This window comes from Alcanivorax sp. DP30, from assembly GCF_009882945.1.
In the GTDB taxonomy this organism is placed as follows: domain Bacteria; phylum Pseudomonadota; class Gammaproteobacteria; order Pseudomonadales; family Alcanivoracaceae; genus Alcanivorax.
Genome location: NZ_WTUY01000024.1, coordinates 94,580 through 117,239, shown reverse-complemented (window position 1 = coordinate 117,239; position 22,660 = coordinate 94,580). Strand labels below are relative to the sequence as shown.

The following is a 22,660-nucleotide window of genomic DNA, read 5'->3' as shown; positions in this document are numbered from 1 at the left end:
GGCCTCTGTAGCCAATCCCTCTTTTCGGGGTTTGGGCTATCGCGCCGCCAGCGACGCTCCTACGGCAAGCGCTATTCCCCGCCCTTCAGCGTCTGGGTGATTCCCGCAATCGTCATCAACACATTGTCGCAGCGCCGGGCCAGCGACTGATTCAGCCACCCCAGCTCATCCGCGAAACGGCGGGTAAGCGGGTCCATACCGATAATCCCCAGCCCCACTTCGTTGCTTACGATCACCACATTACCCGGATAACGCTCCAGCGCGGCGAGAAAATGGTCGCGCTCACGGACAAACACCGTATCACCAGCGTGCAGCAGATTGCTTACCCACAGACTCATGCAGTCGATCAGCACACAGGGCGGTGGCGACAGGGTGGCCTGTCGAGTCAACAGTCTGCCCAGCCCCACCGGCTCTTCCACCAGCCCCCAGCGAGACGGGCGTCGCCGTTGATGACGACGAATACGATCACTCATCTCTTCATCACCCGCAGTGGCAGTGGCCACATACACCACCGGGTCGGCCTGACCCGCCACCAACGTTTCCGCAAGAGAACTTTTGCCGGATCGTACACCACCAAGTAACAGGCTCTTTTTCATCCGTTCTTCTTCACAAACTGGGTAAGGATAACAATCCGCTGCCCTTCCACCCGGCCCTCTATCTGCTCCGGATTATCCTGTACCAGAGAGATATTGCGCACGGGAGTACCGCGCTTGGCGGTAAAGTTTGCGCCCTTAACATTGAGATCCTTTATCAGCGTCACCGAGTCTCCCGCTTCCAGCACCGCGCCATTGCTATCGCGATGCTGCACACCCTGTTCTTCCTGAGCTCCTTCCCCGGTGGCCTGAGCCCATTCCAGTACATCGTCTTCGAGATAGAGCATGTCGAGTAGATCCTGGGTCCAACCCTCTGCGCGCAGCCGCGTGAGCATTCGCCAGGCCAGCACCTGCACCGCGGGTTGCTGGCTCCACATGCTGTCGTTCAGGCAACGCCAGTGGTTAGCGTCTTCGTTGCCCGGGTTATCAATCTGGTACTGACAGGTTTCACACAACAAGGCAGACTGCTCAGCAGAACCATCCGAAGTTGGCGGCACCGGATACACGCTGAGGCCACTGGCCGCGCCACATAGTTCACACTTGGAGTCAGCGCGAGCCAACAGCGCAGATTCGATAGTCATAATAAAAATCCTTTAATCTTTAAGAGGCGGATAGGCCAGAAGTTATCAGGTCGCGGAAGAAAGACGCGAAGCGCACTCCATCACGTAAATGGTCTCCCTGTCTCGATAGTCGCCCCCGCGGGAAGCCGGTGGCTCGGCGAAGGTGTACGTAATCGACTGAATGGGCAGATGACTCTGTTCGTTGGCGGCAATCGAAAACACCCGCTCTTGATCCCGGCGCGCTCCTGCGCCATTCATTCCAGGAACGAGTCGTCGATACTCGATGGGAAACACGACGAGGCTGTCGCCCCCTCGATTTTGAACATAGCTCCCCGCACCATAAAACAACCATCCATGCTGCTGTTCCTTGGGGAAAAGCAACACGCCAGTTTGATAGCTGTCACAATCATTCACTTGGTAGACCATGGGAAAGAAACGCCCAGCGCCCAGACACAGAGCGGGCATAACAAAAACAGACGCTGCCATGGCGATCCATTTTTTCTTGCGCAGGAAGAAAATAATAGCACCCCAGAAAAACGCCATTGATGCTGCAATAGCGATCAACAAGAACGTCATGGACGAAACAATCACTCCATTGAACCCCTAAAGCAAATCCGCAAAGGAAAAATAATCCAGCATGTCGCCAGGAAAAACCGCTTCGTTCACAGGCACAACCGCCAGCCCATCCGCCCAGACCGCAGAACTGAGCATGCCCGAACTCTGGTTGGGATGTTTTTCCAGCACCAGCGATTGCTGGCCGGGAATACAGCGCACTCGCAGGTATTCCTGTCGTTTACCAGGCTTGCCGATGGAAAATTTCGCCGGCAAAGGCACAGGATCCGGCAGCACCTTTTCCTGACCGCAAGCGCGTCGCAGGGTTGGCAGCACCAGCATCAGATAACACACCAGTACCGCAGAGGGATTGCCTGGCAAGCCAAAGAACGGCAGGCCATCCACCTCACCGAAGGTAAAGGGCTTTCCAGGCTTGATCGCAAGACGCCAGAAATCCAGCCTGCCATGACGCTCAAGCACTGCCCGCAAGTGGTCCTCCTCCCCAACAGACACGCCCCCGGTGGAAATAATCACGTCAGGGCGTTGCTGCGGATCGGTCAGGTAACGGGTCAGCGCATTGCGGATCAATTCAGGATCATCCGGCAAATGTTCCCGTAGCACATTGGGAAAACCACTCTGGATCAGCAGCTGTTCCAGTTGGGGACCATTGCTGTCATAGATCTTGCCGGGAAGCGGTGCCTCTTCCGGTTTCTGCAGCTCATCACCCGTGGTCAGCACCAGAATACGTGGCGCGTTGATGGTCACACGGGACTCACCCACTGACGCGATCAGGCCCACCGCCTGAGGCGTCAATCGCGCGCCACGCACAATGACCGTGTCATCGCGACGGGCATCCTGGCCAGCGGGGCGGATATTGTCACCCGCTGTGACACTCTCTTTGCCCGGCAGGCGTACCCGGCCATCGGCGATTTCGCAGTCTTCCTGCATCAGCACCGTGTCAGCCCCCGCCGGCACCGGCGCACCGGTAAAAATGCGCGCCACCTGACCCGGCATCAGCGTCGCCGGAGGATCACCCGCCGCGACACGCAGATGCATGGGCAGGGTGAGACCAGGCTCGTCCAGATCGTCGTAGCGCAAGGCCACGCCATCCACGGCGGCATTATCAAAGGCCGGCACATCCACCCGCGCCCGCACCGGGCTGGCCAGGTACTGCCCGCGCGCTTCGTTCAAGGCAATTTCCTGTACCGCCTGAAACGGCTTCGCGGCTGCCAGCAGTCGCTCAAGGGCTTCTGACACAGGCATCAGCGAACGCGGCGCAGTCATCGTCTCACCTGGCCGACAAAATTGCAGGGACGATGCCGGGCATCCAGCTGCTCACGGATGATCCGATCCCAGCCGGTGGCGCAGGCATTGTTGGAGCCGGGCAAACAGAAAATCACCGTCCGGTTGGCCAGCCCGGCCAGACAGCGAGACTGCACCGTGGAAGTGCCGATATCGTCCACACTGACCTGCCGGAACAGCTCGCCGAAGCCTTCTATATGCTTGTCGAACAACACGGACAGTGCCTCCGGGGTGGAATCCCGGCCGGAGAAGCCGGTGCCGCCTGTGGTCAGGATGACCTGGATCCCCTCATCGGCAATCCAGTCCGACACCACCTTGCGCAGCTGATAGATATCGTCCTTCACGATCTGACGTGCCACCAGTTCATGGCCAGCCTCTTGCAGGCGGCTCACCAGCAGATCACCGGAGGTATCCGTTTCCGGGGTACGGGTATCACTGACAGTCAGCACCGCCAGGGCCAGGGGCTCAAAGGCTGCCGCAGGCTTGGTCATAAATCGTCTCCTTTTTATAACCCGATACTAACACGCCGACGCCCGGCAGGGCTGGGCAGAACAGCACCGATTGACCGTTGCCGACAGGGCACTGTTCTGAGGGGTGAAGCGGGAGTAAATTCAATCTATACATTGTGTTTATCGGGAGCCAGTCATGAATCGAATGGAAAGTGCCCAGCAAGAGGCCAACCTGCTACCTCGCATGCCCCAGCGCAAGCTTGAGGATATCCCCGGCGATTATGGCTGGCCCCTGCTTGGCGAAACGGTTCCCTTCCTCAAGGACTATCACAAGCTGGTGACGGAACGGGCGGAAAAATACGGTCTCGTATTCAAGGGCTCAGTGCTGTTCCAGCGGGGTGTCACGCTGCTGGGACCCGAAGCCAACGAGTTTGTACTCAAGGACCCGGACCATGTTTTTTCCAGCCGAGCCGCCTGGAATCCGATTCTGGAGAAATTGTTTACTGATGGGCTGATGCTCCGCGATTTTGCCGATCACAAGTTCCACCGTCGTATCATGCAGCAGGCATTCAAGAAACCGGCACTGGCCAGTTACCTGGATCGTATGAATGCCCATATCGGAAGAGAGATTCAGCATTGGCCGACAGGTACCGAGATCAAGTTTCTGGACCACATCAAGACACTGTTGCTGGATGTCGGCGCACAGATTTTCTTCGGGCTGGAAATGGGGCCGGAGTCTGACAAGGTCAACAAGTCCTTCATTGATGCCACTGAGGCTTCACTGGCGGTGCTACGGGTTGAAATCCCAGGCACCCTCTGGCATCGCGGCATGAAGGGCCGCCGTTATCTCGAAGACTTTGTCACCCGCCTGATACCGGAGAAACGCAACAGCGAGCACAGCGACTTCTTCAGCGAGTTGTGCAAGGCTGCGGACGAGGAAGGTGGTCTCAGCGACCGCGACGTGATGAATCACATGATCTTCCTGTTGTTCGCCGCCCATGACACCACCACCAGCACCTTGTGTTCGGTGCTTTACATGCTGGCCAAGCATCCGGAATGGCAGGATATCCTGTATGAAGAAATGCAGGGTATGAACAAGGACGAGCTGGCGTACGATGATCTTGCCAAGCTGGAGAAAACCGGCTGGGTCTTCAAGGAAACCCTGCGCATGCGCCCGCCGCTCACCACCTTTCCGCGCCGTACCGTCAAGGATGTCACCTTCAAGGGCTATACCTTGCCGCGCAACACCCTGGTCAATGTCTCCACCCTGTACACCCACTATATGGACGAGTACTGGACCCATCCGCACAGTTTCGATCCGGAACGCTTCAGTGACGAACGCGCCGAACACAAGAAACACTTCTACCAGTGGCTGCCCTTTGGCGGCGGCCATCACAAGTGCCTGGGCCTGAACTTCGCCGAACTGCAGACCAAGACATTTCTGTTCCATTTCCTGAAACAGTACAAAGTCAGCGTCAAGCCCGGCTATGAAGTTCCCACCCAGCAGGTGCCATTGATCATGCCCAAGGATGGATTGCCGGTGACGATTGAAAAGCGATAACAGCTGCAAGCCTCAAGCTACAACGCGGCAGGCTTTTTGATTGAATTAAAGGCATGAGGCCGCGACCGAAATTTGGGTGCGGCCTCATGATTTTTCACACAAGAAAAGCTGTTTCGCGTTGTAGCTTGTAGCTTGTAGCTTGTAGCTCGAAGCTTTTTAGCTTTGCTGGAACAAATGCACATCCCGCTGCGGGAACGGGATGGTGATACCAGCCTTGTCGAAGGCGTATTTCACCTGCTCGAACAGGCCGAAATAGACCGGCCAGTAATCTTCGGAATTCACCCAGACACGCGTCAACATATTGATGCTGCTGTCAGCATGGGCAGAAACGAAAATATTCGGATCAAATTTGCCACCGCCCAGAATTCTATCATCACTGTCGATAACGCCTTGAATCGCCGCCCTGGCATCCTCGATGCTGTCCCCGTAGCTGATACCAAACTCGATATCGACACGGCGCTGCGGCTCGCAGAAGACATTCTTGATGCATCCATTGGACATGAGGCCGTTGGGAATCACGATGCGCTGGTTATCGTAGGTGATCAGAATGGTGGTGAAGATCTGGATATCATGCACCTTGCCCATGTGCCCCTGGGCTTCAATGATATCCCCCACCCGATAGGGTTTGAAAAACAACACCAATACACCACCAGCCAGATTACCCAGACTTCCTTGCAGGGCCAGGCCAACCGCCAGGCCAATGGCTCCCAGCATGGCAATAAAGGACGTGGTTTCAATTCCCACCATCCCTGCCACCGCCACCAGCAACAGGATCTTCAGCAGCACATCCAGCAAGCTGGTGAGGAAACGCTGCAGGGAATCATCGATGGCCTGATGGCCAAGCACCTTGTTTAGCCCCTTACCAATACGCTTGATGATCCAGAAGCCGACAATCAGGGTAATGATCGCCAGCACCACCTTGGGCAAGTAGGTCATGCCCAACTCGATCGCCTTGTCCATATAAGGCTGGATCTGCTCCATCTCCATGGTTTCTTCCTTAGGTGAAATAATGATGGGCTTTAAAATAGCACTGCCGGAACATGCGCATACCCCTCCCAAGGCTGAATTTGCAAATATTTTTACTCCAGGAAACATGCAGACCAGCAGGGTGAACCGCTATACTGCCGACACCGTCGCAACCCCGAACAAACAGGCTGACAGCCATGAAATACGCCATCCTTCCAGTCACCCAGTTCCAGCAGAATTGTTCATTCCTGAAATGTGAAACCACGGACAAGGTCGCCATCGTGGATCCCGGCGGGGACCTGGAAAACATTCTGGAAGCCTTGCAACAGGTGGGCGGCACCCCGGAGAAGATTCTGGTGACCCACGCCCACCTGGATCACGTGGGCGCAGTGGCGCAACTGGCCGAACAGCTCAATCTGCCCATTGAAGGCCCTCATCGGGACGACCAGTTCTGGATTGACATGCTGCCGCAACAGGCGCAGATGATGGGCTTCCCCCCGTCACCACCCTTCACGCCGAACCGCTGGCTGGAAGACGGTGACCGCGTCACCGTGGGCGCAACCGAATTTGAAGTTCGCCATTGCCCCGGTCATACCCCTGGCCATGTCGTCTTCTACCAACCGGAAAGCAAACTGGTCGTAGTCGGTGACGTACTCTTCAACGGCTCCATTGGGCGTACCGACTTCCCCAAAGGGGACTTCGATACCCTGATCGCCGCTATCAAGGACAAGCTGCTGACCCTGGATGACGATGTCTCCTTCATCCCCGGCCACGGCCCCATGTCCACCATCGGCCACGAACGGGTCAACAACCCCTTCGTGTCCGGCAAACACGGTTAACCCGCCATGGAATCCATCGTCATGAAATGGCTGCTGACCGCCGTGATCCTGGTTCTGGGCTGGGCCATCTCAGCGATCCTGAGAGGTGTTACCAAGCGGCTTGGGCGACGTCGTGAGTTCAGCCGGGCTCGCATTTTCCAGACCTCCGTGGTCATCAATGCCGCCTGCCTGGTGATCAGCCTGATTGCTGTGGGGGTGCTATGGGGCCTGAAAGGCGACGGCCTGATGGTGTTTGCCACCTCGTTGATGGCCCTCCTCGGTGTGGCGCTGTTCGCCAGCTGGTCCATGCTCAGCAATGCCACCGCCGCCATTATCCTGTTCTTCAGTGCCCCTTACCGGGTGGGGGACCGCATCCGGCTACTGGACGGAGACAACACTGTCACCGGACAGATTCGACACATGGGCCTGATCTTCATCACCGTGCAGGATGAACTGGGCCACCGCTACACCCTGCCCAACAACCTGCTTCTCCAGAAAACCGTGATTCGCCTGAAGAATGAGACCCTGCCGCGAGACCAGAAACACATGCGGGCGGATTGAGACAGGAGCAAGCTTCAAGCTGCAACGCGACGAAATGTGTGCCGGGCTTTGAAAGCAAGGAGGCCGCGCCCACATCATGGGCGCGGCCTCTAACGTTTCAGAACCTGTAACACTCTCTCGCGCTGAAGCTTGAGCCTCGTAGCTCGTAGCTCGTAGCTCGTAGCTCGTAGCTCGTAGCTGATTTTCACATCCGATACCCAAGACTCAGCATGTACAGGGTGCCCTCATAAGGAAAATCCGCCACCGCATCATTGAAATCCATCTTTACCGCCTGTTCTCGCACAACCACACCTACCTCAGCGTCACGGCTGACGGCAAAGATCAACCCGGTCGATGCATAAGCACCGTAACCAAAGCCTGTATCACGCTCGTCGCCATTGATGATCACTGTGCTGCTCAACGGCTGCGGGTAGTTATCCGGCTTTTCCTGCTTCAGGGACGCCACCAGCACCATGGGGCCACCGGAGACATACCAGCGGGCTCGCTCACCCAGCCTCACATCACCATAGCCGCCCAGCGACGTTCCGAACACCAGTAGCTCGTTATCCACCTTGATATTGACGGTGGCCCCGCCGTCCACCACAGCGGAATAACCTACCGTATCGTTCTGCCAGCTGATCAGCGCACCACCTTCATAGCCATAGCGGAAACGATCGCCCCCGAGGATCTTCTGCACCCCCGCAGCAAAAAACGGCAGGTCGTCATAATCGCCGGTGAGCTCCACATCCCCTGCATACACGGTGGTTTCACTGTCTTTCAGCTGTAGCTGGCCGGCCTGCAGAAAGCCGTACTGCAGTTCATCGGCCTGCAGCTGACTGCTTGCCAGCAGACACAGCAAAGCGGCCATCCAGCCTGATCGCCCCATCTCACTCTCTCCTGTCTCCTTCGCCTCCGGCCAGCATAAATCACCCCGGCGCCGAAAAACACGAATCGGTTACGACCTTGGCCATAGTTCGGTAAAGTAGCGAATGTTGAAGCCGCAACCTGCAAGGACAGACCATGCGCCATCTTTCCCTTCCCCTGCTTCTGATCATCGGATTGCTCAGTGGCTGCCAGAACGGCGACGCCGAAGCTCCGCTGCCGGATGCCTGCTACCAGCCCCCTGAATCCGGTATGTGCAAGGCCGCCTTCCAGCGTTACTACTACGACGCCATGAGCGACAGCTGTCGCACCTTTATCTGGGGAGGCTGCAAGGGGAGCGTGCCATTCGACACCATGGAAGAGTGCGTGAGTACCTGTAATGCCAGCACCAGTGACACCGCCTCTCCCTATTCAGGAAAAGGAGCCCCACGATGAGTGATAACTCCCGAATCGGCATGGCCCGGCTGGTTTACGTGCTGCATCTGGTTGGTCTGATCACCGGTGGTCTCACCGCTATTGCCGGCGTCATCATCGCTCACATGAACGCCGGCGACGCCCCGCCGCCCCTGCGCGAGCATTTCCGCTTCCAGTACCGTACTTTCTGGATTGGTCTGCTGTACTGGTTCATTGCCGGCATCACCACCGTGGCCTTTATCGGCTGGTTGCTGATGATCGTCATCACTGTCTGGTGGATTGTGCGCTGCGCGCGCGGCCTCGGAGCGCTGAACCGTGATGTTGCCCCAAACAATGTAGACGGCTGGGGCTTCTAGGCCCCTGTCATCCAATTGCCACCTTTACCCGTCAGACTGGCGGGCTACCGAATCAAGGAGAAACCATGCTGTCGCTGCGCCTGACCGCTGTCACCCTTTTTGCCCTGCTGCTTTCCGCCTGTGCCCGCAGCCCTGTTGTTCAACTCTATGAGGGCCCTGCCCAGTCCGACAATAATATTGTCACCGTGCGCATTCCCAGTCAGCTGGAAGTCTTCACCATCAATGGCGAAGAAGTGGACGGGGTGAACACCTTCTTTGCCTCCGACTACAAGGACGTAAAACTCACCCCTGGTCGCTATGAAATTCTCGCTTACTACAAGGAACTATGGCAGCTGGATGCGGATAACCACGAAATCGTGAAGACCAACCCGGCCAACTTTATTGTTGATGGCAAGCCTGGGGACATGTGGGTGCTGGGCTATGAGCAACCCAAGGATGTGGACGCCGCCCGCGCCATGGAAGATAACTTCAATGGCTGGTCAGAAAATGCGGTTACCGGCGAAAAGGTGGCTGCGGAGAAATCCAAGCTGATTCTGAAGCGCGGTTTCCTCGCCCCTGTCACCGGCGAAGAAGTGGCCACGCCCGCCAGTACCGCCATCGCTCCCCTGCCGGCGCCGGCAGCCCCCGCCGCCGCAGAAGCCGCGGCGCCTGCCGCAACAGCGCGCTACCTGGACACGCTCAAGGCACAATGGAATCAGGCCACTCCGGAAGAGCGCCGCGAATTCCTGCAGTGGATTGCTGAATAGGGTTACGTGTCACGAGAAGCGAGTTGCGAAAGGCCTCTGAAATAGGGGATTCGCCTCTCGAAACTCGCTTCTGACACACTTCTCCACAAAGCTGCTGTAGGAGCGTCGCTCGCGGCGCGATTCCGAGCCAGGGTAAAAATCACTTTCAACACAGAGGGCACAGAGTCCTCTTCTTGCCTCGTTGATAAATCAATTTTTCAGACGTTGGGCTATCGCGCCGCGAGCGACGCTCCTACGGGCGGTGTAGAAAGTCACTCCCCCTGAATCGTCGCCACCACTCTTCTCCCGCCACCATGATCGCGATGCTCGCAGAGATAAATCCCCTGCCAGGTCCCCAGTGCCAGACGACCATCCGAGATTGGCAGGCTCAGTGAGGGTCCAATCAGTACGCTCTTGATATGCGCCGGCATATTTCAACTACGGGTAATATGTCCACATATAGACACCCCCAAAGCCAGATATTGTGGAACTTCTAGAGGATTAAGGCTGTCCATTTAATAATCCTTGATATGGACATTGGGGGCGGCAGATGTCCATATCCCCTAAAGACATTTAGGACAGCCAAAACACCTAAAGGGAAATAGCGATGTGTAACGCGCACAAGCATCCTCCAGGATGTAATTGTGGCTGGGGTGGCGGCCACTCCAGAGGCCGTTATTCCTGGAGAAGTTCAGCTTCCATTTATTCTGGAGCTCGCCATCTCCCAACATGGCTCACAAGTGTTTTTCCCAATACTGTGAGCTATACCAACCCGAATGCCAGATGTCCTGTCTGTGGAGACAACGTATTTTTCTACCAATCTCCTCATGGAGGGCGAGTTTACTTTGATGAGCTCGACCCACCATGGCCCAAACACCCCTGCGCCGATCAAACAACCATTCCTGATCGGCCATTCGATTTACCCCAAAATCATACTTACAGCTGGCAAAAACAGGGCTGGACCCCATTTGAAGTGAAAAAGGTCCGCGCAGAAGCGGCTGGATTACCAAGCCTATACTTCACAGTAATTGAGGGCACCACCCCCCGAATCCCTATTACTGTGCACGTTATTGAACCTTCTTTTTACGAGCGAATACATGAAGATGAAGCCCTGATATTCTCACATCTAAAGCCTGAGTTCCCAGATGAAGTATCAATATCATTCTTAGATAATAACAATGACGAATTCAAAGTCCGGGGCTTTTTCAGCCTGTCTGCAGCCCGGCAGGAGCATGATCGCCAACACTATCGGGCCCCAAAGAAGCCAAAAATCACGGGGAATAGTGAATCGCCACCAGTTCACTAGACACTTCCCAGCCGTTCTTGGTGACGCTTTTCATACTCTACCGGTGACAGTTTTTCATTAAAACCATGGCGTCGCCGGTTGTTATAGAACATCTCGATATAATCAAAAATATCTACCCGGGCGGCGTCCCGGCTGCTGTAAATCTTTCGCTTTATCCTCTCCCTCTTCAACAGCTGGAAGAAGCTCTCAGCAACAGCATTGTCGTGACAGTTACCACGCCGACTCATGCTGCCCTCCAGGTCATGCGCCTTCAGAAACGAGTCCCAGTCGTGGCTGGTGTATTGGCTGCCTTGGTCGGAGTGCACAATCACCTTGCCCTCAGGCTTGCGACGCCAGACAGCCATCAAAAGCGCATCCAGTGCCAGCTCCTTGGTTATCCTGGATTGCATTGACCAGCCGATTACCCGTCTTGAGAACAGATCCAGAACAACCGCCAAATACAGCCAGCCTTCATGTGTGCGGACATAGGTAATGTCCGTTACCCAACTCTCGTTTGGTGCTTGCGGATTGAACTGCCGCTGCAGGATATTCGGTGTCACCTTGTTTAGCTCCCCAGCCCTATGGCGTGGCTTACGATAACCCACCTGCGCTCGTATTCCCGCGTGGCGCATCAGCCGGTGGACTCGATTGGGCCCGCATTGCTCGCCATACTCGCGTAGATCAGTATGGATTTTCCGGTAGCCATACACGGCTCCGGATTCCAGCCAGAACTGCTTGATTAGCCCGGTCAGGCGCTCGTCCTCGATTGTACGAGCTGAACGAGGCTGTTTCTGCCAGGCATAAAAGCCACTGGGGTGAACGTCCAACAGGGAACACAGTGAGCGGATTCGCCACCGCTCGCTGTGCTCCTGAATGAAGGCGTACCTCAATCGGACTGACTGGCGAAGTACGCCGCGGCTTTTTTTAGGATGTCTCGCTCTTCGGTAACGCGCTTGAGCTCTTTCTGGAGTCGGCGGATCTCGGATTGGTCATCTGCATTGGCCTGATGCTGCTCGGAATCCGGGCCAAACTTCCTGATCCAGGCGTACAGACTGTGGGTGGTGACGCCGAGTCGATCAGCCACTTGGGCCACACTGTGACCACGATCCGTCACCTGACGAACCGCCTCAATCTTGAATTCTTCGGGATAGCGCTTGCTGCTCATAGATACCTCTCTGATTGCCATTTTGTATGGCTGAAAGGTGTCTAGCAAACCGGTGGCGATTCATCCAATGGCCTTTTCAGACTTCAATGTAGATACAAAGCCTTCATCTAGTGCCCCCACAAACCCATCAGAAAACGACGAACCGTAGTAGATTGTCATGTCTCTCGAAATATGCTTCAGCTGCCTCTTCAATGACGGCAAAGAAACATTTGAAGACTGCATTGCATAGAACGCCAGAGTTCGTCGGAACTGGTGCGATGTAAATCTCCAGCTAGAACCAACTTCAAAACCATCTTCCCGCCAATCTCTAAATGGATCCAGACTCTCGAGGAAATCAAAATCTAAACCTTTGATTTTATATTTATCATCATCAAAATAATTATAAACCTCCTGACTCTTCAAAGTCGTCTTAGCAAGACAAGCAACTTTCGGATCCAAACCCACTCCGCAGCCACTTGATATGTAGTTTACAGACGGAAACAAAGGCTTTTTTTCCTGAAGAAGACCGACTCCTTTCGATATTGCGATTGAAATTGCCTCCGCCACCTCGAAACCAGTCCTCACTTCATAGCTCGTGATCCATGACGTTTTTTTATTTACGCCATGAAGTTTGCTTGTCTCCCCATTAATCTTGTATACAGAATTTCCTCCGTACTTAAACCCCTGAAAAGCACCAATTTTTAGGGCAAGAACTTCCGAGCTCCGCATGCCCGAATAGATATGCATGAGGGTCTTGCACCCATGCTGCACCCTGGAGATAAAAGATTTAAGCCGAACCAGGTTTGTAACCCGATATTTAACAAAAACATCCACCAGCCCGAACTGGTCGCACGCGGACCAAAAGTCAGGCTTTATATCTGGACCCAAGCCACGACCAACACTCTTGGGTCTGATTCTTCTTGGTCGAACCTTCCCCTCGGCCACAAAAACAATAAAACTGGATAATCCAGAAACAATACAGAAAACCTCGTTGATGAAATTCTCCAAGTCTGAAATCAGGACTGACAATAACCTCGGAGGAATCACTGGAAACTGCTTTGCAGATGGCAGCCTATTGATGATATCTCGCAAGAGATCTGCGCCCTTTGAGCTAGGTATAGAGTATCCTGTAGCGCCACTTGGAAGACTCATCAATACATTTAAAATTCGATATAAATTCTTTAGCAGGCCGCTGTTTTTTCGATTGCAATCAACAAACTCCTGAAAGTTTTTTTCACTCTCTAGAATCTCCCTTACTGAAAAACCCCTCTCTCTTGAGTACCTCGTAATCTTCCTAATTGCACCAAGATAGTTAACTCCAGAGCCAACCCCGATATAGCTTTCTCTCTTTGGTTCCTGCATATACAGAAGAACAAACATAAGCCATTTAGACTCTTCACGATCAGCACCGTCACAAAATGTGAAATGCAATCTTGCTAGTCCGACTGCCGCAGTTCTATACGGCCTCATGTCCCAAATGTCATCCCCATAGCGAGACGCAACTTCTCCATCCGCAAAGCGAGATATGACAAAATCGAAGGACGGGGCATCACCATTCACGTTCGGAGTAAAATCGTCGGGAGGAAAGCCAGTGTGGCTATCGTCATAATTATAATATGCCGCCTTAAAGGTGACTTGACTCATATTTCGAGACCCAAACTGTAAAGCAAATCCAGTTTCCAGGACCAGTATGGCGAAAGCTCTTCCCTTTTATACACTGACTCCCGAATCAGGTTGGCCTGCTCCTGATCTACCCCTTTAGATGCCTCAATGTATTTGAGAAGCTCATCAATCCTGGCCTTCACTCGGCCTGATGTTTTTTCAAAATGTGACTGATTCGAAGCCAATGGCCGGCTGATTTCGACCATATACCTAAAACTCATCAGCTTCAGATAATCGGTTTTATCTGCATTAACCCTGTAATTCTCACAAAAAAGACATCCCTCCATAACCCTACAATCGGGCTCAACCGGGCCATCAGACTCCTTATCCGGGCTCTCGCCCACGCACGCGCCGATGGGAATCACCTCACAACCGCTGCTTGGTTCCGATTCAAGGCTCTTCCGTAACCCTTTGAAGAACCTCGCGATTTCCTTTGAAGATTTTGACTCAACACCTTCGGCGTAGCTCTTTAATATGGTCTGCTCCGAGTTCTGAAGCGTTGCTGCAGTTTCCTTAAGAGACACATTCGACAGCAGCCAATCCGCCTTATATGATCGCCACTTCCGCGTCGTAATATTTATGTTGATATCGAAGCAAATATTGATTCTTCTATTAAAGTTGTATGAAAAGTCCTGAGCTATAGGTTCAATAAGGCCATTCCTGATATTGAAGAAAAGCGGATGCTGATCTTCACTGCATTCCACAGACTTCAGCATCCACGACCGCAGCTCCAAATATCTCAAGTAGAAGCGATAAAATGATGATGAAAGATAAAAGACGACTTCTTTTCCTCCCGCTCTCGCCTTAACCCCCTTGAATCCTGGCTTATCTCTCTCAACATGAGATTCTGAAAAATAATTTAGCCCGACGATTTGAGAGAGGTTCATTCCTGTTGCGGCAGAAAACAGCATCATGAATGCTTGAGACGAGAAAGTTGCTGCATCAATTCGGCGCTTGTGGAAGCGACTCTCATTTGCCAGACGAAGATTTTTCCTTGCCGTAATCTCCGCATTTTTTGCATTTGCCTTACCCCAGTACGGTCTTAAGCCGTTCGCCTCATCTGACGACCTTAGTCGCCCATTTTCATAGTCGTAACATCCATATCGACGCAGCAAGTTAGGCTTTTTATGGATATTGCTCGGCCCCGCAAAAGGTATCGAGGCAGGAAAGAACCAGAATGGCTTTTCATCGACTGTAATTAATTTAGGGAACGGTTCGAAGTTAATTACAAACACACTTAGCTGGCGAAAAACATCAAGATAAACGCTTATCGCTAGCTCAGCCGACCTGTCATCTGGAGGGACCGTTTTATTGACTGATCTCGAAGTTGCCCGGATTCGTCTGATATTTTTTAGATCTTCACGCACCGCCTCACCATAGGCGCTTAATGCAACGGCCTTCAAAATATCCTGCATTTGACTTGCCGGGTTTATTTTTAAACTACCAGATCTAACACGGTGAAGAAGATGTTCTGAGTATGCAGATAGAGCCGATATATATTCTCTCCGCCCATCCAACCCGGACTCATCGAATTCATCGCACCACGATACAAATCGCGGAAACTTTCCGACCAAGTCCCAAATGGTTTTATCTGACAACCCCAGCTCAAGACGCCCCAGGACATGATCCACAAAACCCTTAACAACCTCCTCTCTGGCCTTCCGGTAAGATTTTTTCAGAACCTCTCTCTTAGCTACCAGCTCAGATTGAGTATTTTTCGAGGCAGGCCTTCTGTGCACGTAGCACCAGCTACCAATATCGACAGCGTATTTATATCCAGGAATTTTTAGGGCAATTTTTGAGAAATCGACCCCCCGCCCTGCGCCCTCCATAGCTATTGATATTTCAGCTAAGGTGAACTCCTGTGTATCATTAATTTTCCAGGTCATGCCAACCCCATGAATCCTTCACAAGCGAGCTCAAGTACCTCTCATAATCGTTCTGGATTTCTAGCCGGCGCACCGCACCATCTTTATATTTCAAATATCCTTCCGTCGTCTTAATACTTCCATGACCCATCCTAACTCGAATGTAGTCGAGAACTCGGAATATCTTATCGCCTCCAACCTCACCATCCGCCTGTATTTCCCTTAGCTGAGCAAGAAGAAGGTTCATTCCAAAAGTTGCTCGCAAATCATGGAAGCGAAAATCAAAGTCGTATCCTAGGGACAGCATCTTTGGCTTAAGTTGTTGACGGATGAACTGCGTCACGGCATTCCCCCGTGGGTACGTTCCCAGCCCTCCCACTTCAGCTTCAACACGAGATGCATAGTATGGCCGACCGGATCTACTTAGGAATAAATACTGCTCGCGAGCGGATTTTTTCTCATTTAGACCTCGAGCCACTCTAGTCCTGCGTCGTGGTGAACGAAGGTATATTCTGCACCTTTCATGCAGCCAGGCAGGCAACTCCAGAACCACATTCCGGCCATACTTAGTATCAACCAGCGTTCCACTGCCTACTTTTATTCGAAATACGTTTGCACCGCTTCTAGCCGGCTCCTCAAAGCTATCCGCCCTGAGAGTGAATACGGTTTGCAGTCTCGCTCCCGTGGTCAACGCCAAGAGGAATGCGAGCGTCATCTCTGTGCAAGAAATCGCTTTCAGGGCCATTAATACCCCCTGCTGCTCTTCCTTGGACAGCGGCCTTAACCGTCCTCCATCTTCGATCCCGCGCTCATTGATCAAGTCGCCCTTCGGTATTCGAAATGACCTCGTTAGATCTGTTGTAACACCCGACCTCCAATAACTTCGCCCCATGCTATTAGATGCCCAATGCTCATAAGCGGTTTCAATCCATAGCGGATAGGGGAATTTCCTGCCGTCCAATTGCATCCACCGATAGAAATTCTGAACACTCCCCATCCTGCGCCTAGCCGTTGCAACTACTATCGCCCCTGCCTTTATCTGTTGATCAAGGTAGTGCCGATACCTATAGGTTGGTCGCCTTCTAGGGCGCTCCGGGATTTCCAGGTAGTCGACCTGCTGTTCCAGCAACCATCGGCGGAAATCCAGAAGATCGCCGGCAATCGATTCCTGGGTTCGAGGCGACGGATCCAGCACACCCTCAAGTCGACTCAGCATGTACCTCGCTGCATCTCCCCACGGCGCACCGTCGGGGTCGACTATGACCGGCAGGTTTACCACCTCCCCATCTTCAGGGGGGCACCTCCAGTAACAAGCCCCTCTTGCAGTTACACGCCCTGCTGCCCCTTCAGGCTTCAGAGCGAATGGCTCGTAGACTTCCAAGGAAACATATTCCACCCGTGCCCTCACTCTTCCTCCCCGGCCAAATCCAAGACGAAAGCCATCCTTGTATTCATCGCTAATGAAGCAAACAATTACATTGACTAGGGTTAAAGCTCAACCCATAATTATTGCTTCATCATCTATGAAACGAAAATTTCTCAGTGAAACTATCCGATATAGCGTCAGTGAAGCCCGGCTATCCATTCCGCGGGAAGATAGAGGAGCTTAAGGACAGCAATGTTTGTGTCGTCCAAATGAAGGATGTGTCCCCTTATGGCGACATTAACTGGTCGTCCTGCACCCCCACAGCATTGCCAGGCAAGAAGTCGCCACCCTCTCTGGGAATTGGGGACATACTTGTGGCCGCTCGAGGGAGCCACAATTACGCCGTTGAGATCGCTGAAGAGGGTTTCCCATATAACACCGAGCTGCATGCGGCCCCGCAATTCTATGTATTGAAGATTAAGCCCCCGAACGTAGACCCATCCTTTTTGACCTGGCAGCTAAATCAGGCGCCCTGCCAACGCTATCTCCAGAAGAATGCCGAAGGCACACTCACCAAAAGCATTCGGCGCAACATCCTGGAGAACACACCCATTGCTGTTCCTGACATGGCCATACAGACGGCTATCTCCAATCTCGCCCGAACCATCAAGCAAGAACAGCAGGTCATGAGTGAGATACTTGATAAAAATCAGACCCTTATGGACGCTATAGCAGGCGACCTCCTGAACAAAGCCCAAAGGACAGCGTAAATGAGCACCACACCCAAGATCAGCCAAGACGCCATCAACAAAGCCCTCTGGGCGGCCTGCGACACCTTTCGCGGCACCATCAGCGCCGACACCTACAAGGACTTCATCCTCACCATGCTGTTCCTCAAGTACATCTCCGATGTATGGCAGGATCACTACGACGGCTACAAGAAGGAATACGGTGACGAGCCGGAGCTGATCGAAGAGATGATGAAGAACGAGCGCTTCGTGCTACCCAAAGATGCCAGTTTCTACGTCCTATGGGAGCGCCGCCACGAACCCGGCAACGGCGAACGCATCGACCAGGCCCTGCATGCCATCGAAGAGGCTAACGGCACCAAGCTCAAGGATGCCGGCAAGAGCGTGTTCCAGGACATCTCCTTCAACACCGACAAGCTCGGTGAAGAAAAGCAGAAGAACACCATCCTGCGCCACCTGCTGGAAGACTTCGCCAAGCCCGACCTGAACCTCAAGCCCAGCCGCGTCGGCACTCTGGACGTGATCGGCAACGCCTACGAATACCTGATCAAGAATTTCGCGGCAAGCGGCGGTCAGAAAGCCGGGGAGTTCTATACCCCACCCGAAGTCAGTAACCTGATTTCCGAGCTTCTCGACCCGCAACCTGGTGACACCATCTGCGACCCAGCCTGCGGCTCTGCCTCGCTGCTGATGAAGTGCGGCAGCAAGGTGCGCAACAACCACAACAGCAAAAGCTATGCGCTGTACGGCCAGGAAGCCATCGGCTCTACCTGGTCACTAGCCAAGATGAACATGTTCCTGCACGGCGAAGACAACCACAAAATCGAATGGGGCGATACTATCCGCAACCCCAAGCTGCTGGATAAGAACGGCAACTTGATGCTGTTCGACATCGTCACCGCCAACCCGCCATTCAGCCTAGACAAATGGGGCCACGACGAGGCCGAGTACGACAAGTTCAGCCGCTTCCGCCGGGGCATTCCTCCGAAAACCAAAGGCGACTATGCCTTTATCCTGCATATGATCGAGACCCTGAAGCCGAAGACCGGACGCATGGGCGTCGTCGTGCCCCACGGCGTGCTATTCCGCGGCTCCAGTGAGGGCAAGATTCGGCAGCAGCTGATTGAAGAGAACCTGCTGGATGCCGTCATCGGCCTGCCGGAAAAGCTGTTTTACGGCACCGGCATTCCTGCCGCCATTCTGATCTTCAAGAAAGCCAAGAGCGACGACAAAGTCTTGTTTATCGATGCAAGCCGAGAGTTTAAAGCCGGGAAAAACCAGAACTTACTGGCCGATGAAAACATTCTCAAGATCATTGAAACGTATCGTGCGCGTCAGAGTGTCGACAAGTACGCCTACCTTGCCAGCCTCGCTGAGATCAAGGAGAACGACTACAACCTCAATATCCCCCGCTATGTGGATACCTTTGAGGAAGAAGAGGAGATTGATTTGATGGCTGTGCGGGCAGAGCGGGAAAAGCTGAAAGCGCAGCTAGCTGAACTGGAAAGTGATATGGCCAAGCACCTAGAGGAGCTTGGTTATGATTCCTAATGGCTGGTCGCTCGAAAAACTATCGGATATCTCCCAATACAGAAGAGGCAGCTTTCCTCAACCTTATGGACTGGAGAAATGGTTTGACGACGATGGGCACCCTTTTGTTCAGGTGTACGATGTGGATAAAAACCTACAACTGAAACCACAAACTAAAGCAAGAATAAGCGATTTGGCTGCAGATAAGAGTGTGCTTGCCCCCGCTGGGACGGTTCTTGTAACGCTACAAGGATCAATTGGTCGCGTAGCAATAACACAGTATTCTGCATACGTAGACCGGACACTCCTAATTATTCAGGGACTGAAAAAGCCTGGATGCACCCTCTACTTTGCAACCTGCCTACAAAAGCTTTTCGCAGAAGAGCGAAAGAGGGCACCCGGCGGCACAATAAAAACCATAACAAAAGCAGCATTAAATAACTTTGAGATTCTTTGGCCTCCAGAATGGGAACAAAAGAAAATCGCCCAAATCCTCTCCACCTGGGACAAGGCCATCACCACCACCGAACAACTTCTCGCCAACAGCCAGCAACAGAAAAAAGCCCTGATGCAACAACTCCTCACCGGGAAAAAACGTCTGCTGGATAAGAATGGGGTTAGGTTTAGCGGAGAATGGAAGGACTATAAGTTCAAAAGTTTGTTCAGCGAGCGAGTGGAAGTAGGCCGGGATGAGCTGCCATTGCTTTCGATTACCGCTGATGAGGGCGTTGTATATCAGCAAGATACCGGCCGAAAAAACACCTCTAACGAAGACAAGTCCAAGTATCGTCGAATATGCGTTAACGACATTGGCTATAACACGATGCGAATGTGGCAAGGACGATCCAGCTTGTCAGATAAGGAGGGGATAGTTAGCCCTGCCTATACTATTGTTACGCCTACAGAGAAGGTATGGCCCGCATACGCGGGATACCTTTTCAAACTCCCTGCACTGGTACATGTATTCTACAGACACTCGCAGGGACTCGTGTCGGACACGTGGAATTTGAAGTTTAACCACTTTAAGAGAATCCATTGGCCCCTACCCGGCATCGAGGAACAGCAGAAAATTTCGGCGGCGCTTAACTGCGCCGACCAGGAAATAATCGTCTTGCAAAGCAAATTGGAAGCTCTAAAGGTCGAAAAGAAATCTCTCATGCAGCAGCTTTTAACTGGAAAGCGAAGGGTCAACATTACTGCGGAGACCACTAGGTGACAGTCAACGGCTACCTCATGGCCCTGTCATCGGCAGCGGTTATACGTGATAGAGAAAAAGAAGGAATCCAGAGGTCTATCTCCGGGTTGCAGAGCCGCCTTGACCAGGCCTTTGACGACGAGATCAGTGAAGACTTCATCTTCGGCTCCTATACGAGAGGCACCATCCTGCCCCGCAGTATGGACAAGCGCTCTGACATCGACTACATGATCGTGTTCAAGGATTCGACGCGCCGCCCTCAAACCTACCTTGACCGACTCCGCCGGTTCGTTAAGAACTACTATTCCAAATCAGAAATAGCGCAGTCTAGCCCCACCATTGCTCTATCGCTAAACCATATTAAATTTGAGCTAGTCCCAGCCACACGTCACTGGTGGCACGGCTTACGAATCCCAGCCAAACGAAGCGACTACAATGACTGGATTTTAACCGATCCCAATGATTTCAATGAAATACTCGTTGGAGCCAACAAGTCGAATAGCAACCTCATAAAACCAATGATACGACTTGTTAAGTATTGGAACGCCAGAAACAGGTATCCATTCCCGTCTTTTGAGCTAGAAAGGAAGCTTGCCGAGAAATCCTACTTCGGAACCCGATTTCGAGGAAGAGTTCAGCTCAAGGATTACTTTTTCGACGCCATGAGATCTCTCGACTATTACGAGGACGATGCAAAATACAAGATTGATGCGATTAACCGTACGCGCGATCTGTTAACCCAAACCCAAGACTTACTTTCTCGACAGCTAGATGACCAAGCGGAGCGGCTAATTAGACGACTACTTCCCCCACCGGCAAGCGCGCAAAAGGGAGATTATTATTCATGACCATCACTGATATGTTTACCGGATTCCTAGACAACCTGAAAGTTGACAACTCAGAACAGATCAGCGGTCGGTACGGGGAAATCACGGCCAGCCTTAATAAGCGATTCAGAGACACAGAGTCCAAGACTGACAATAGCCGCCAAGTGGGCTCCTACGGTAGACATACTGGCATCAGAGGTATTTCCGACCTCGACATGCTTTACATCATGCCAAAGGGAGAATGGGATACTTACAAAGACAACAAACAGGCCAAACTCCTTTCAGACACAAGGGATGCCATCAAAGCGCGCTACCCAAAAACAGAAGTTAAAGTTGATAGCCCAGTAGTAACCGTCACGTATACAAACTTCCACGTTGAAGTTCAGCCCGTATTCGAGGAGAAAGACGGGGAAGGAAACGTACAGTATAAGTTTCCCGATACCAGCAAGGGCGGCAGATGGAGAATCACCAAGCCAATGCAAGAAATTGCGGCGATGAAGGAGTTTGTCGACCAAAAGAACAATAACCTTCGAAAACTATGCAAAATGGCAAGGGCATGGAAAAACAAGCATGGCGTTTATATGGGCGGCCTGCTGATCGACACGCTCGCGCATAATTTCCTAAAATCTGTCGATAAGTACGACAACAAAGGCGTAGCTTCTTACGGAGAGCTTTGTCGTGATTTCTTCGAGTTCCTGATGAATCAGCCAAATCAGGATCACTATCAGGCCCTGGGAAGCGGGCAGGATGTTAAGGTCAAGAAGAAGTTCCAACGTAAAGCCAAGAAAGCCCACGAACTAACACTGAAGGCTATCGAAGCCGGAACTGATAACTCAGCAAACAAGAAATGGAAGAAGGTATTCGGGAGGCCCTTCCCGGCCGCCGTACAGGTGATTACGGAGAAAGCAACCTATACATATCGTGATACTGAAGAGTTCATTGAGGATATGCATCCTATTGACATACGATATGGTCTAAACATTGACTGCGAAGTGTCCCAGAACGGTTTCAGAGATGGAGCACTGAGAGAAATGCTTCGCCGCAGAATAAGACTATCCTCCTCAAAGGAATTGAGATTCAAGGTCACTTCATGCGACGTCCCCGCCCCCTACACCCTAAAATGGAAAGTTCTCAACAGGGGCGATGAAGCAAGAAATAGGGATGAGATCCGGGGGCAAGTATTTGTTGATGCCGGACATAGATCTCACAATGAGAAAACAAAATTCAATGGCGATCATATTGTTGAGTGCTATGCAATTAAAAACAATGTTGTTATGGCAAAGTCAAGAATTCATGTCCCAATTCAGTAGGAGGAC

Annotated in this window: 24 protein-coding genes and 1 pseudogene; 13 read left to right on the top strand and 12 right to left on the bottom strand. The window is 52.6% G+C overall.

The annotated features are described in order from the left end of the window. Positions 1-71 precede the first annotated feature (71 nt). From cobU to moaB, 5 genes are read right to left on the bottom strand one after another with little or no spacing between them, the layout of a single operon-like run. Positions 72-596 carry a bifunctional adenosylcobinamide kinase/adenosylcobinamide-phosphate guanylyltransferase gene (gene cobU, locus GQF00_RS16380; protein WP_161320431.1) on the bottom strand — a complete coding sequence of 175 codons (525 nt, stop codon included), beginning with the start codon at positions 594-596 and terminating at the stop codon, positions 72-74. Further along, complete coding sequence (locus GQF00_RS16375; protein WP_161320429.1) at positions 593-1,174, bottom strand: alkylphosphonate utilization protein; 582 nt, start codon at positions 1,172-1,174, stop codon at positions 593-595. Before GQF00_RS16375 ends, cobU begins: the two co-directional genes overlap by 4 nt. A gap of 45 nt (positions 1,175-1,219) precedes the next feature. Further along, positions 1,220-1,729, bottom strand: a complete 510-nt coding sequence (locus GQF00_RS16370; protein WP_161320427.1) for a hypothetical protein — start codon at positions 1,727-1,729, stop codon at positions 1,220-1,222. Positions 1,730-1,756: 27 nt separating this feature from the next. Next, the gene (gene glp, locus GQF00_RS16365) at positions 1,757-2,989 is read right to left on the bottom strand and encodes a gephyrin-like molybdotransferase Glp (protein ID WP_161320425.1); all 1,233 of its coding nucleotides are present in this window, start codon (positions 2,987-2,989) and stop codon (positions 1,757-1,759) included. After that, positions 2,986-3,498: a molybdenum cofactor biosynthesis protein B gene (gene moaB / locus GQF00_RS16360; RefSeq protein ID WP_161320423.1), complete on the bottom strand. Its 513-nt coding sequence runs from the start codon at positions 3,496-3,498 to the stop codon at positions 2,986-2,988. Before moaB ends, glp begins: the two co-directional genes overlap by 4 nt. A 154-nt stretch (positions 3,499-3,652) precedes the next feature. Between moaB and GQF00_RS16355 the strand changes: the two genes are divergently transcribed. Further along, positions 3,653-5,017, top strand: a complete 1,365-nt coding sequence (locus GQF00_RS16355; RefSeq protein ID WP_161320421.1) for a cytochrome P450 — start codon at positions 3,653-3,655, stop codon at positions 5,015-5,017. Positions 5,018-5,173: 156 nt separating this feature from the next. Here GQF00_RS16355 and GQF00_RS16350 read toward each other — a convergent pair whose 3' ends face one another. Next, positions 5,174-6,004: a mechanosensitive ion channel family protein gene (locus tag GQF00_RS16350; protein ID WP_161320419.1), complete on the bottom strand. Its 831-nt coding sequence runs from the start codon at positions 6,002-6,004 to the stop codon at positions 5,174-5,176. A gap of 22 nt (positions 6,005-6,026) precedes the next feature. On the opposite strand from GQF00_RS16350, the gene GQF00_RS16345 reads away from it, so the two are divergent. Genes GQF00_RS16345 through GQF00_RS16335 form a run of 3 tightly spaced genes read left to right on the top strand, consistent with a single transcriptional unit; the run spans position 6,027 to position 7,362 of the window. After that, on the top strand, positions 6,027-6,242 hold the full coding sequence (locus GQF00_RS16345; RefSeq protein ID WP_161320417.1) for a hypothetical protein: 216 nt from the start codon (positions 6,027-6,029) through the stop codon (positions 6,240-6,242). Next, positions 6,181-6,822 carry an MBL fold metallo-hydrolase gene (locus GQF00_RS16340; protein ID WP_161320415.1) on the top strand — a complete coding sequence of 214 codons (642 nt, stop codon included), beginning with the start codon at positions 6,181-6,183 and terminating at the stop codon, positions 6,820-6,822. The genes GQF00_RS16345 and GQF00_RS16340 overlap by 62 nt, the downstream gene beginning before the upstream one ends. Before the next feature lie 6 nt (positions 6,823-6,828). Then, complete coding sequence (locus GQF00_RS16335; RefSeq protein ID WP_161320413.1) at positions 6,829-7,362, top strand: mechanosensitive ion channel family protein; 534 nt, start codon at positions 6,829-6,831, stop codon at positions 7,360-7,362. A 184-nt stretch (positions 7,363-7,546) separates the two neighbouring features. On the opposite strand, the gene GQF00_RS16330 is transcribed toward GQF00_RS16335, so the two are convergent. Continuing rightward, a complete protein-coding gene (locus tag GQF00_RS16330; RefSeq protein WP_161320411.1) occupies positions 7,547-8,227 on the bottom strand; it encodes a hypothetical protein in 681 nt (226 codons plus the stop codon). A gap of 134 nt (positions 8,228-8,361) precedes the next feature. On the opposite strand from GQF00_RS16330, the gene GQF00_RS16325 reads away from it, so the two are divergent. From GQF00_RS16325 to GQF00_RS16315, 3 genes are all read left to right on the top strand, one after another. Beyond that, a complete protein-coding gene (locus tag GQF00_RS16325) occupies positions 8,362-8,658 on the top strand; it encodes a BPTI/Kunitz-type proteinase inhibitor domain-containing protein (protein ID WP_161320409.1) in 297 nt (98 codons plus the stop codon). Beyond that, positions 8,655-8,993, top strand: a complete 339-nt coding sequence (locus GQF00_RS16320; RefSeq protein ID WP_161320407.1) for a hypothetical protein — start codon at positions 8,655-8,657, stop codon at positions 8,991-8,993. Before GQF00_RS16325 ends, GQF00_RS16320 begins: the two co-directional genes overlap by 4 nt. 65 nt (positions 8,994-9,058) lie before the next feature. Continuing rightward, entirely contained in the window at positions 9,059-9,739 is a 681-nt protein-coding gene (locus GQF00_RS16315; protein ID WP_161320405.1) for a DUF2057 family protein, read from the top strand. A 251-nt stretch (positions 9,740-9,990) separates the two neighbouring features. On the opposite strand, the pseudogene GQF00_RS16310 reads toward GQF00_RS16315, so the two are convergent. Beyond that, positions 9,991-10,152 (bottom strand): annotated as a pseudogene (locus GQF00_RS16310) (YjbQ family protein); the annotation flags it as partial. A 323-nt stretch (positions 10,153-10,475) separates the two neighbouring features. Here GQF00_RS16310 and GQF00_RS16305 point away from each other — a divergent pair. Then, positions 10,476-11,024, top strand: a complete 549-nt coding sequence (locus GQF00_RS16305) for a hypothetical protein (protein WP_161320403.1) — start codon at positions 10,476-10,478, stop codon at positions 11,022-11,024. On the opposite strand, the gene GQF00_RS16300 is transcribed toward GQF00_RS16305, so the two are convergent. The 4 genes from GQF00_RS16300 to GQF00_RS16285 all read right to left on the bottom strand — a co-directional run bounded on the left by GQF00_RS16300 (position 11,021) and on the right by GQF00_RS16285 (position 17,058). Further along, a protein-coding gene (locus GQF00_RS16300) for an IS3 family transposase (RefSeq protein WP_161320401.1) occupies positions 11,021-12,168 on the bottom strand; the annotation gives its coding sequence in 2 pieces (ribosomal slippage) (positions 11,021-11,931 and positions 11,931-12,168; 1,149 coding nt in all). The two genes, GQF00_RS16305 and GQF00_RS16300, sit on opposite strands and share 4 nt — an antisense overlap. Before the next feature lie 60 nt (positions 12,169-12,228). Then, positions 12,229-13,791, bottom strand: coding sequence for a hypothetical protein (locus GQF00_RS16295; protein WP_161320398.1), 1,563 nt, complete (start codon positions 13,789-13,791; stop codon positions 12,229-12,231). Then, complete coding sequence (locus GQF00_RS16290; protein ID WP_161320396.1) at positions 13,788-15,698, bottom strand: hypothetical protein; 1,911 nt, start codon at positions 15,696-15,698, stop codon at positions 13,788-13,790. The genes GQF00_RS16295 and GQF00_RS16290 overlap by 4 nt, the downstream gene beginning before the upstream one ends. Continuing rightward, positions 15,682-17,058 carry a hypothetical protein gene (locus GQF00_RS16285; protein WP_161320394.1) on the bottom strand — a complete coding sequence of 459 codons (1,377 nt, stop codon included), beginning with the start codon at positions 17,056-17,058 and terminating at the stop codon, positions 15,682-15,684. Before GQF00_RS16285 ends, GQF00_RS16290 begins: the two co-directional genes overlap by 17 nt. A gap of 161 nt (positions 17,059-17,219) precedes the next feature. On the opposite strand from GQF00_RS16285, the gene GQF00_RS16280 reads away from it, so the two are divergent. Genes GQF00_RS16280 through GQF00_RS16260 form a run of 5 tightly spaced genes read left to right on the top strand, consistent with a single transcriptional unit; the run spans position 17,220 to position 22,654 of the window. After that, positions 17,220-17,813: a restriction endonuclease subunit S gene (locus tag GQF00_RS16280; RefSeq protein ID WP_161320393.1), complete on the top strand. Its 594-nt coding sequence runs from the start codon at positions 17,220-17,222 to the stop codon at positions 17,811-17,813. Beyond that, positions 17,814-19,343, top strand: a complete 1,530-nt coding sequence (locus GQF00_RS16275) for a type I restriction-modification system subunit M (protein ID WP_161320391.1) — start codon at positions 17,814-17,816, stop codon at positions 19,341-19,343. After that, entirely contained in the window at positions 19,333-20,538 is a 1,206-nt protein-coding gene (locus GQF00_RS16270) for a restriction endonuclease subunit S (protein WP_161320389.1), read from the top strand. Before GQF00_RS16275 ends, GQF00_RS16270 begins: the two co-directional genes overlap by 11 nt. Beyond that, positions 20,535-21,365 (top strand): nucleotidyltransferase domain-containing protein, encoded by an 831-nt coding sequence (locus tag GQF00_RS16265; protein WP_161320387.1) that lies wholly within the window; start codon positions 20,535-20,537, stop codon positions 21,363-21,365. Before GQF00_RS16270 ends, GQF00_RS16265 begins: the two co-directional genes overlap by 4 nt. Next, positions 21,362-22,654, top strand: a complete 1,293-nt coding sequence (locus tag GQF00_RS16260; RefSeq protein WP_161320385.1) for a nucleotidyltransferase — start codon at positions 21,362-21,364, stop codon at positions 22,652-22,654. Before GQF00_RS16265 ends, GQF00_RS16260 begins: the two co-directional genes overlap by 4 nt. Positions 22,655-22,660 lie beyond the last annotated feature (6 nt).

What these genes read in the sequence shown, in the direction of transcription:
- cobU (WP_161320431.1), bottom strand. Translation starts at nt 596, where the DNA reads ATGAAAAAGAGCCTGTTACTTGGTGGTGTACGATCCGGCAAAAGTTCT.
- GQF00_RS16375 (WP_161320429.1), bottom strand. Translation starts at nt 1,174, where the DNA reads ATGACTATCGAATCTGCGCTGTTGGCTCGCGCTGACTCCAAGTGTGAA.
- GQF00_RS16370 (WP_161320427.1), bottom strand. Translation starts at nt 1,729, where the DNA reads ATGACGTTCTTGTTGATCGCTATTGCAGCATCAATGGCGTTTTTCTGG.
- glp (WP_161320425.1), bottom strand. Translation starts at nt 2,989, where the DNA reads ATGACTGCGCCGCGTTCGCTGATGCCTGTGTCAGAAGCCCTTGAGCGA.
- moaB (WP_161320423.1), bottom strand. Translation starts at nt 3,498, where the DNA reads ATGACCAAGCCTGCGGCAGCCTTTGAGCCCCTGGCCCTGGCGGTGCTG.
- GQF00_RS16355 (WP_161320421.1), top strand. Translation starts at nt 3,653, where the DNA reads ATGAATCGAATGGAAAGTGCCCAGCAAGAGGCCAACCTGCTACCTCGC.
- GQF00_RS16350 (WP_161320419.1), bottom strand. Translation starts at nt 6,004, where the DNA reads ATGGAGATGGAGCAGATCCAGCCTTATATGGACAAGGCGATCGAGTTG.
- GQF00_RS16345 (WP_161320417.1), top strand. Translation starts at nt 6,027, where the DNA reads ATGATGGGCTTTAAAATAGCACTGCCGGAACATGCGCATACCCCTCCC.
- GQF00_RS16340 (WP_161320415.1), top strand. Translation starts at nt 6,181, where the DNA reads ATGAAATACGCCATCCTTCCAGTCACCCAGTTCCAGCAGAATTGTTCA.
- GQF00_RS16335 (WP_161320413.1), top strand. Translation starts at nt 6,829, where the DNA reads ATGGAATCCATCGTCATGAAATGGCTGCTGACCGCCGTGATCCTGGTT.
- GQF00_RS16330 (WP_161320411.1), bottom strand. Translation starts at nt 8,227, where the DNA reads ATGGGGCGATCAGGCTGGATGGCCGCTTTGCTGTGTCTGCTGGCAAGC.
- GQF00_RS16325 (WP_161320409.1), top strand. Translation starts at nt 8,362, where the DNA reads ATGCGCCATCTTTCCCTTCCCCTGCTTCTGATCATCGGATTGCTCAGT.
- GQF00_RS16320 (WP_161320407.1), top strand. Translation starts at nt 8,655, where the DNA reads ATGAGTGATAACTCCCGAATCGGCATGGCCCGGCTGGTTTACGTGCTG.
- GQF00_RS16315 (WP_161320405.1), top strand. Translation starts at nt 9,059, where the DNA reads ATGCTGTCGCTGCGCCTGACCGCTGTCACCCTTTTTGCCCTGCTGCTT.
- GQF00_RS16295 (WP_161320398.1), bottom strand. Translation starts at nt 13,791, where the DNA reads ATGAGTCAAGTCACCTTTAAGGCGGCATATTATAATTATGACGATAGC.
- GQF00_RS16290 (WP_161320396.1), bottom strand. Translation starts at nt 15,698, where the DNA reads ATGACCTGGAAAATTAATGATACACAGGAGTTCACCTTAGCTGAAATA.
- GQF00_RS16275 (WP_161320391.1), top strand. Translation starts at nt 17,814, where the DNA reads ATGAGCACCACACCCAAGATCAGCCAAGACGCCATCAACAAAGCCCTC.
- GQF00_RS16270 (WP_161320389.1), top strand. Translation starts at nt 19,333, where the DNA reads ATGATTCCTAATGGCTGGTCGCTCGAAAAACTATCGGATATCTCCCAA.
- GQF00_RS16260 (WP_161320385.1), top strand. Translation starts at nt 21,362, where the DNA reads ATGACCATCACTGATATGTTTACCGGATTCCTAGACAACCTGAAAGTT.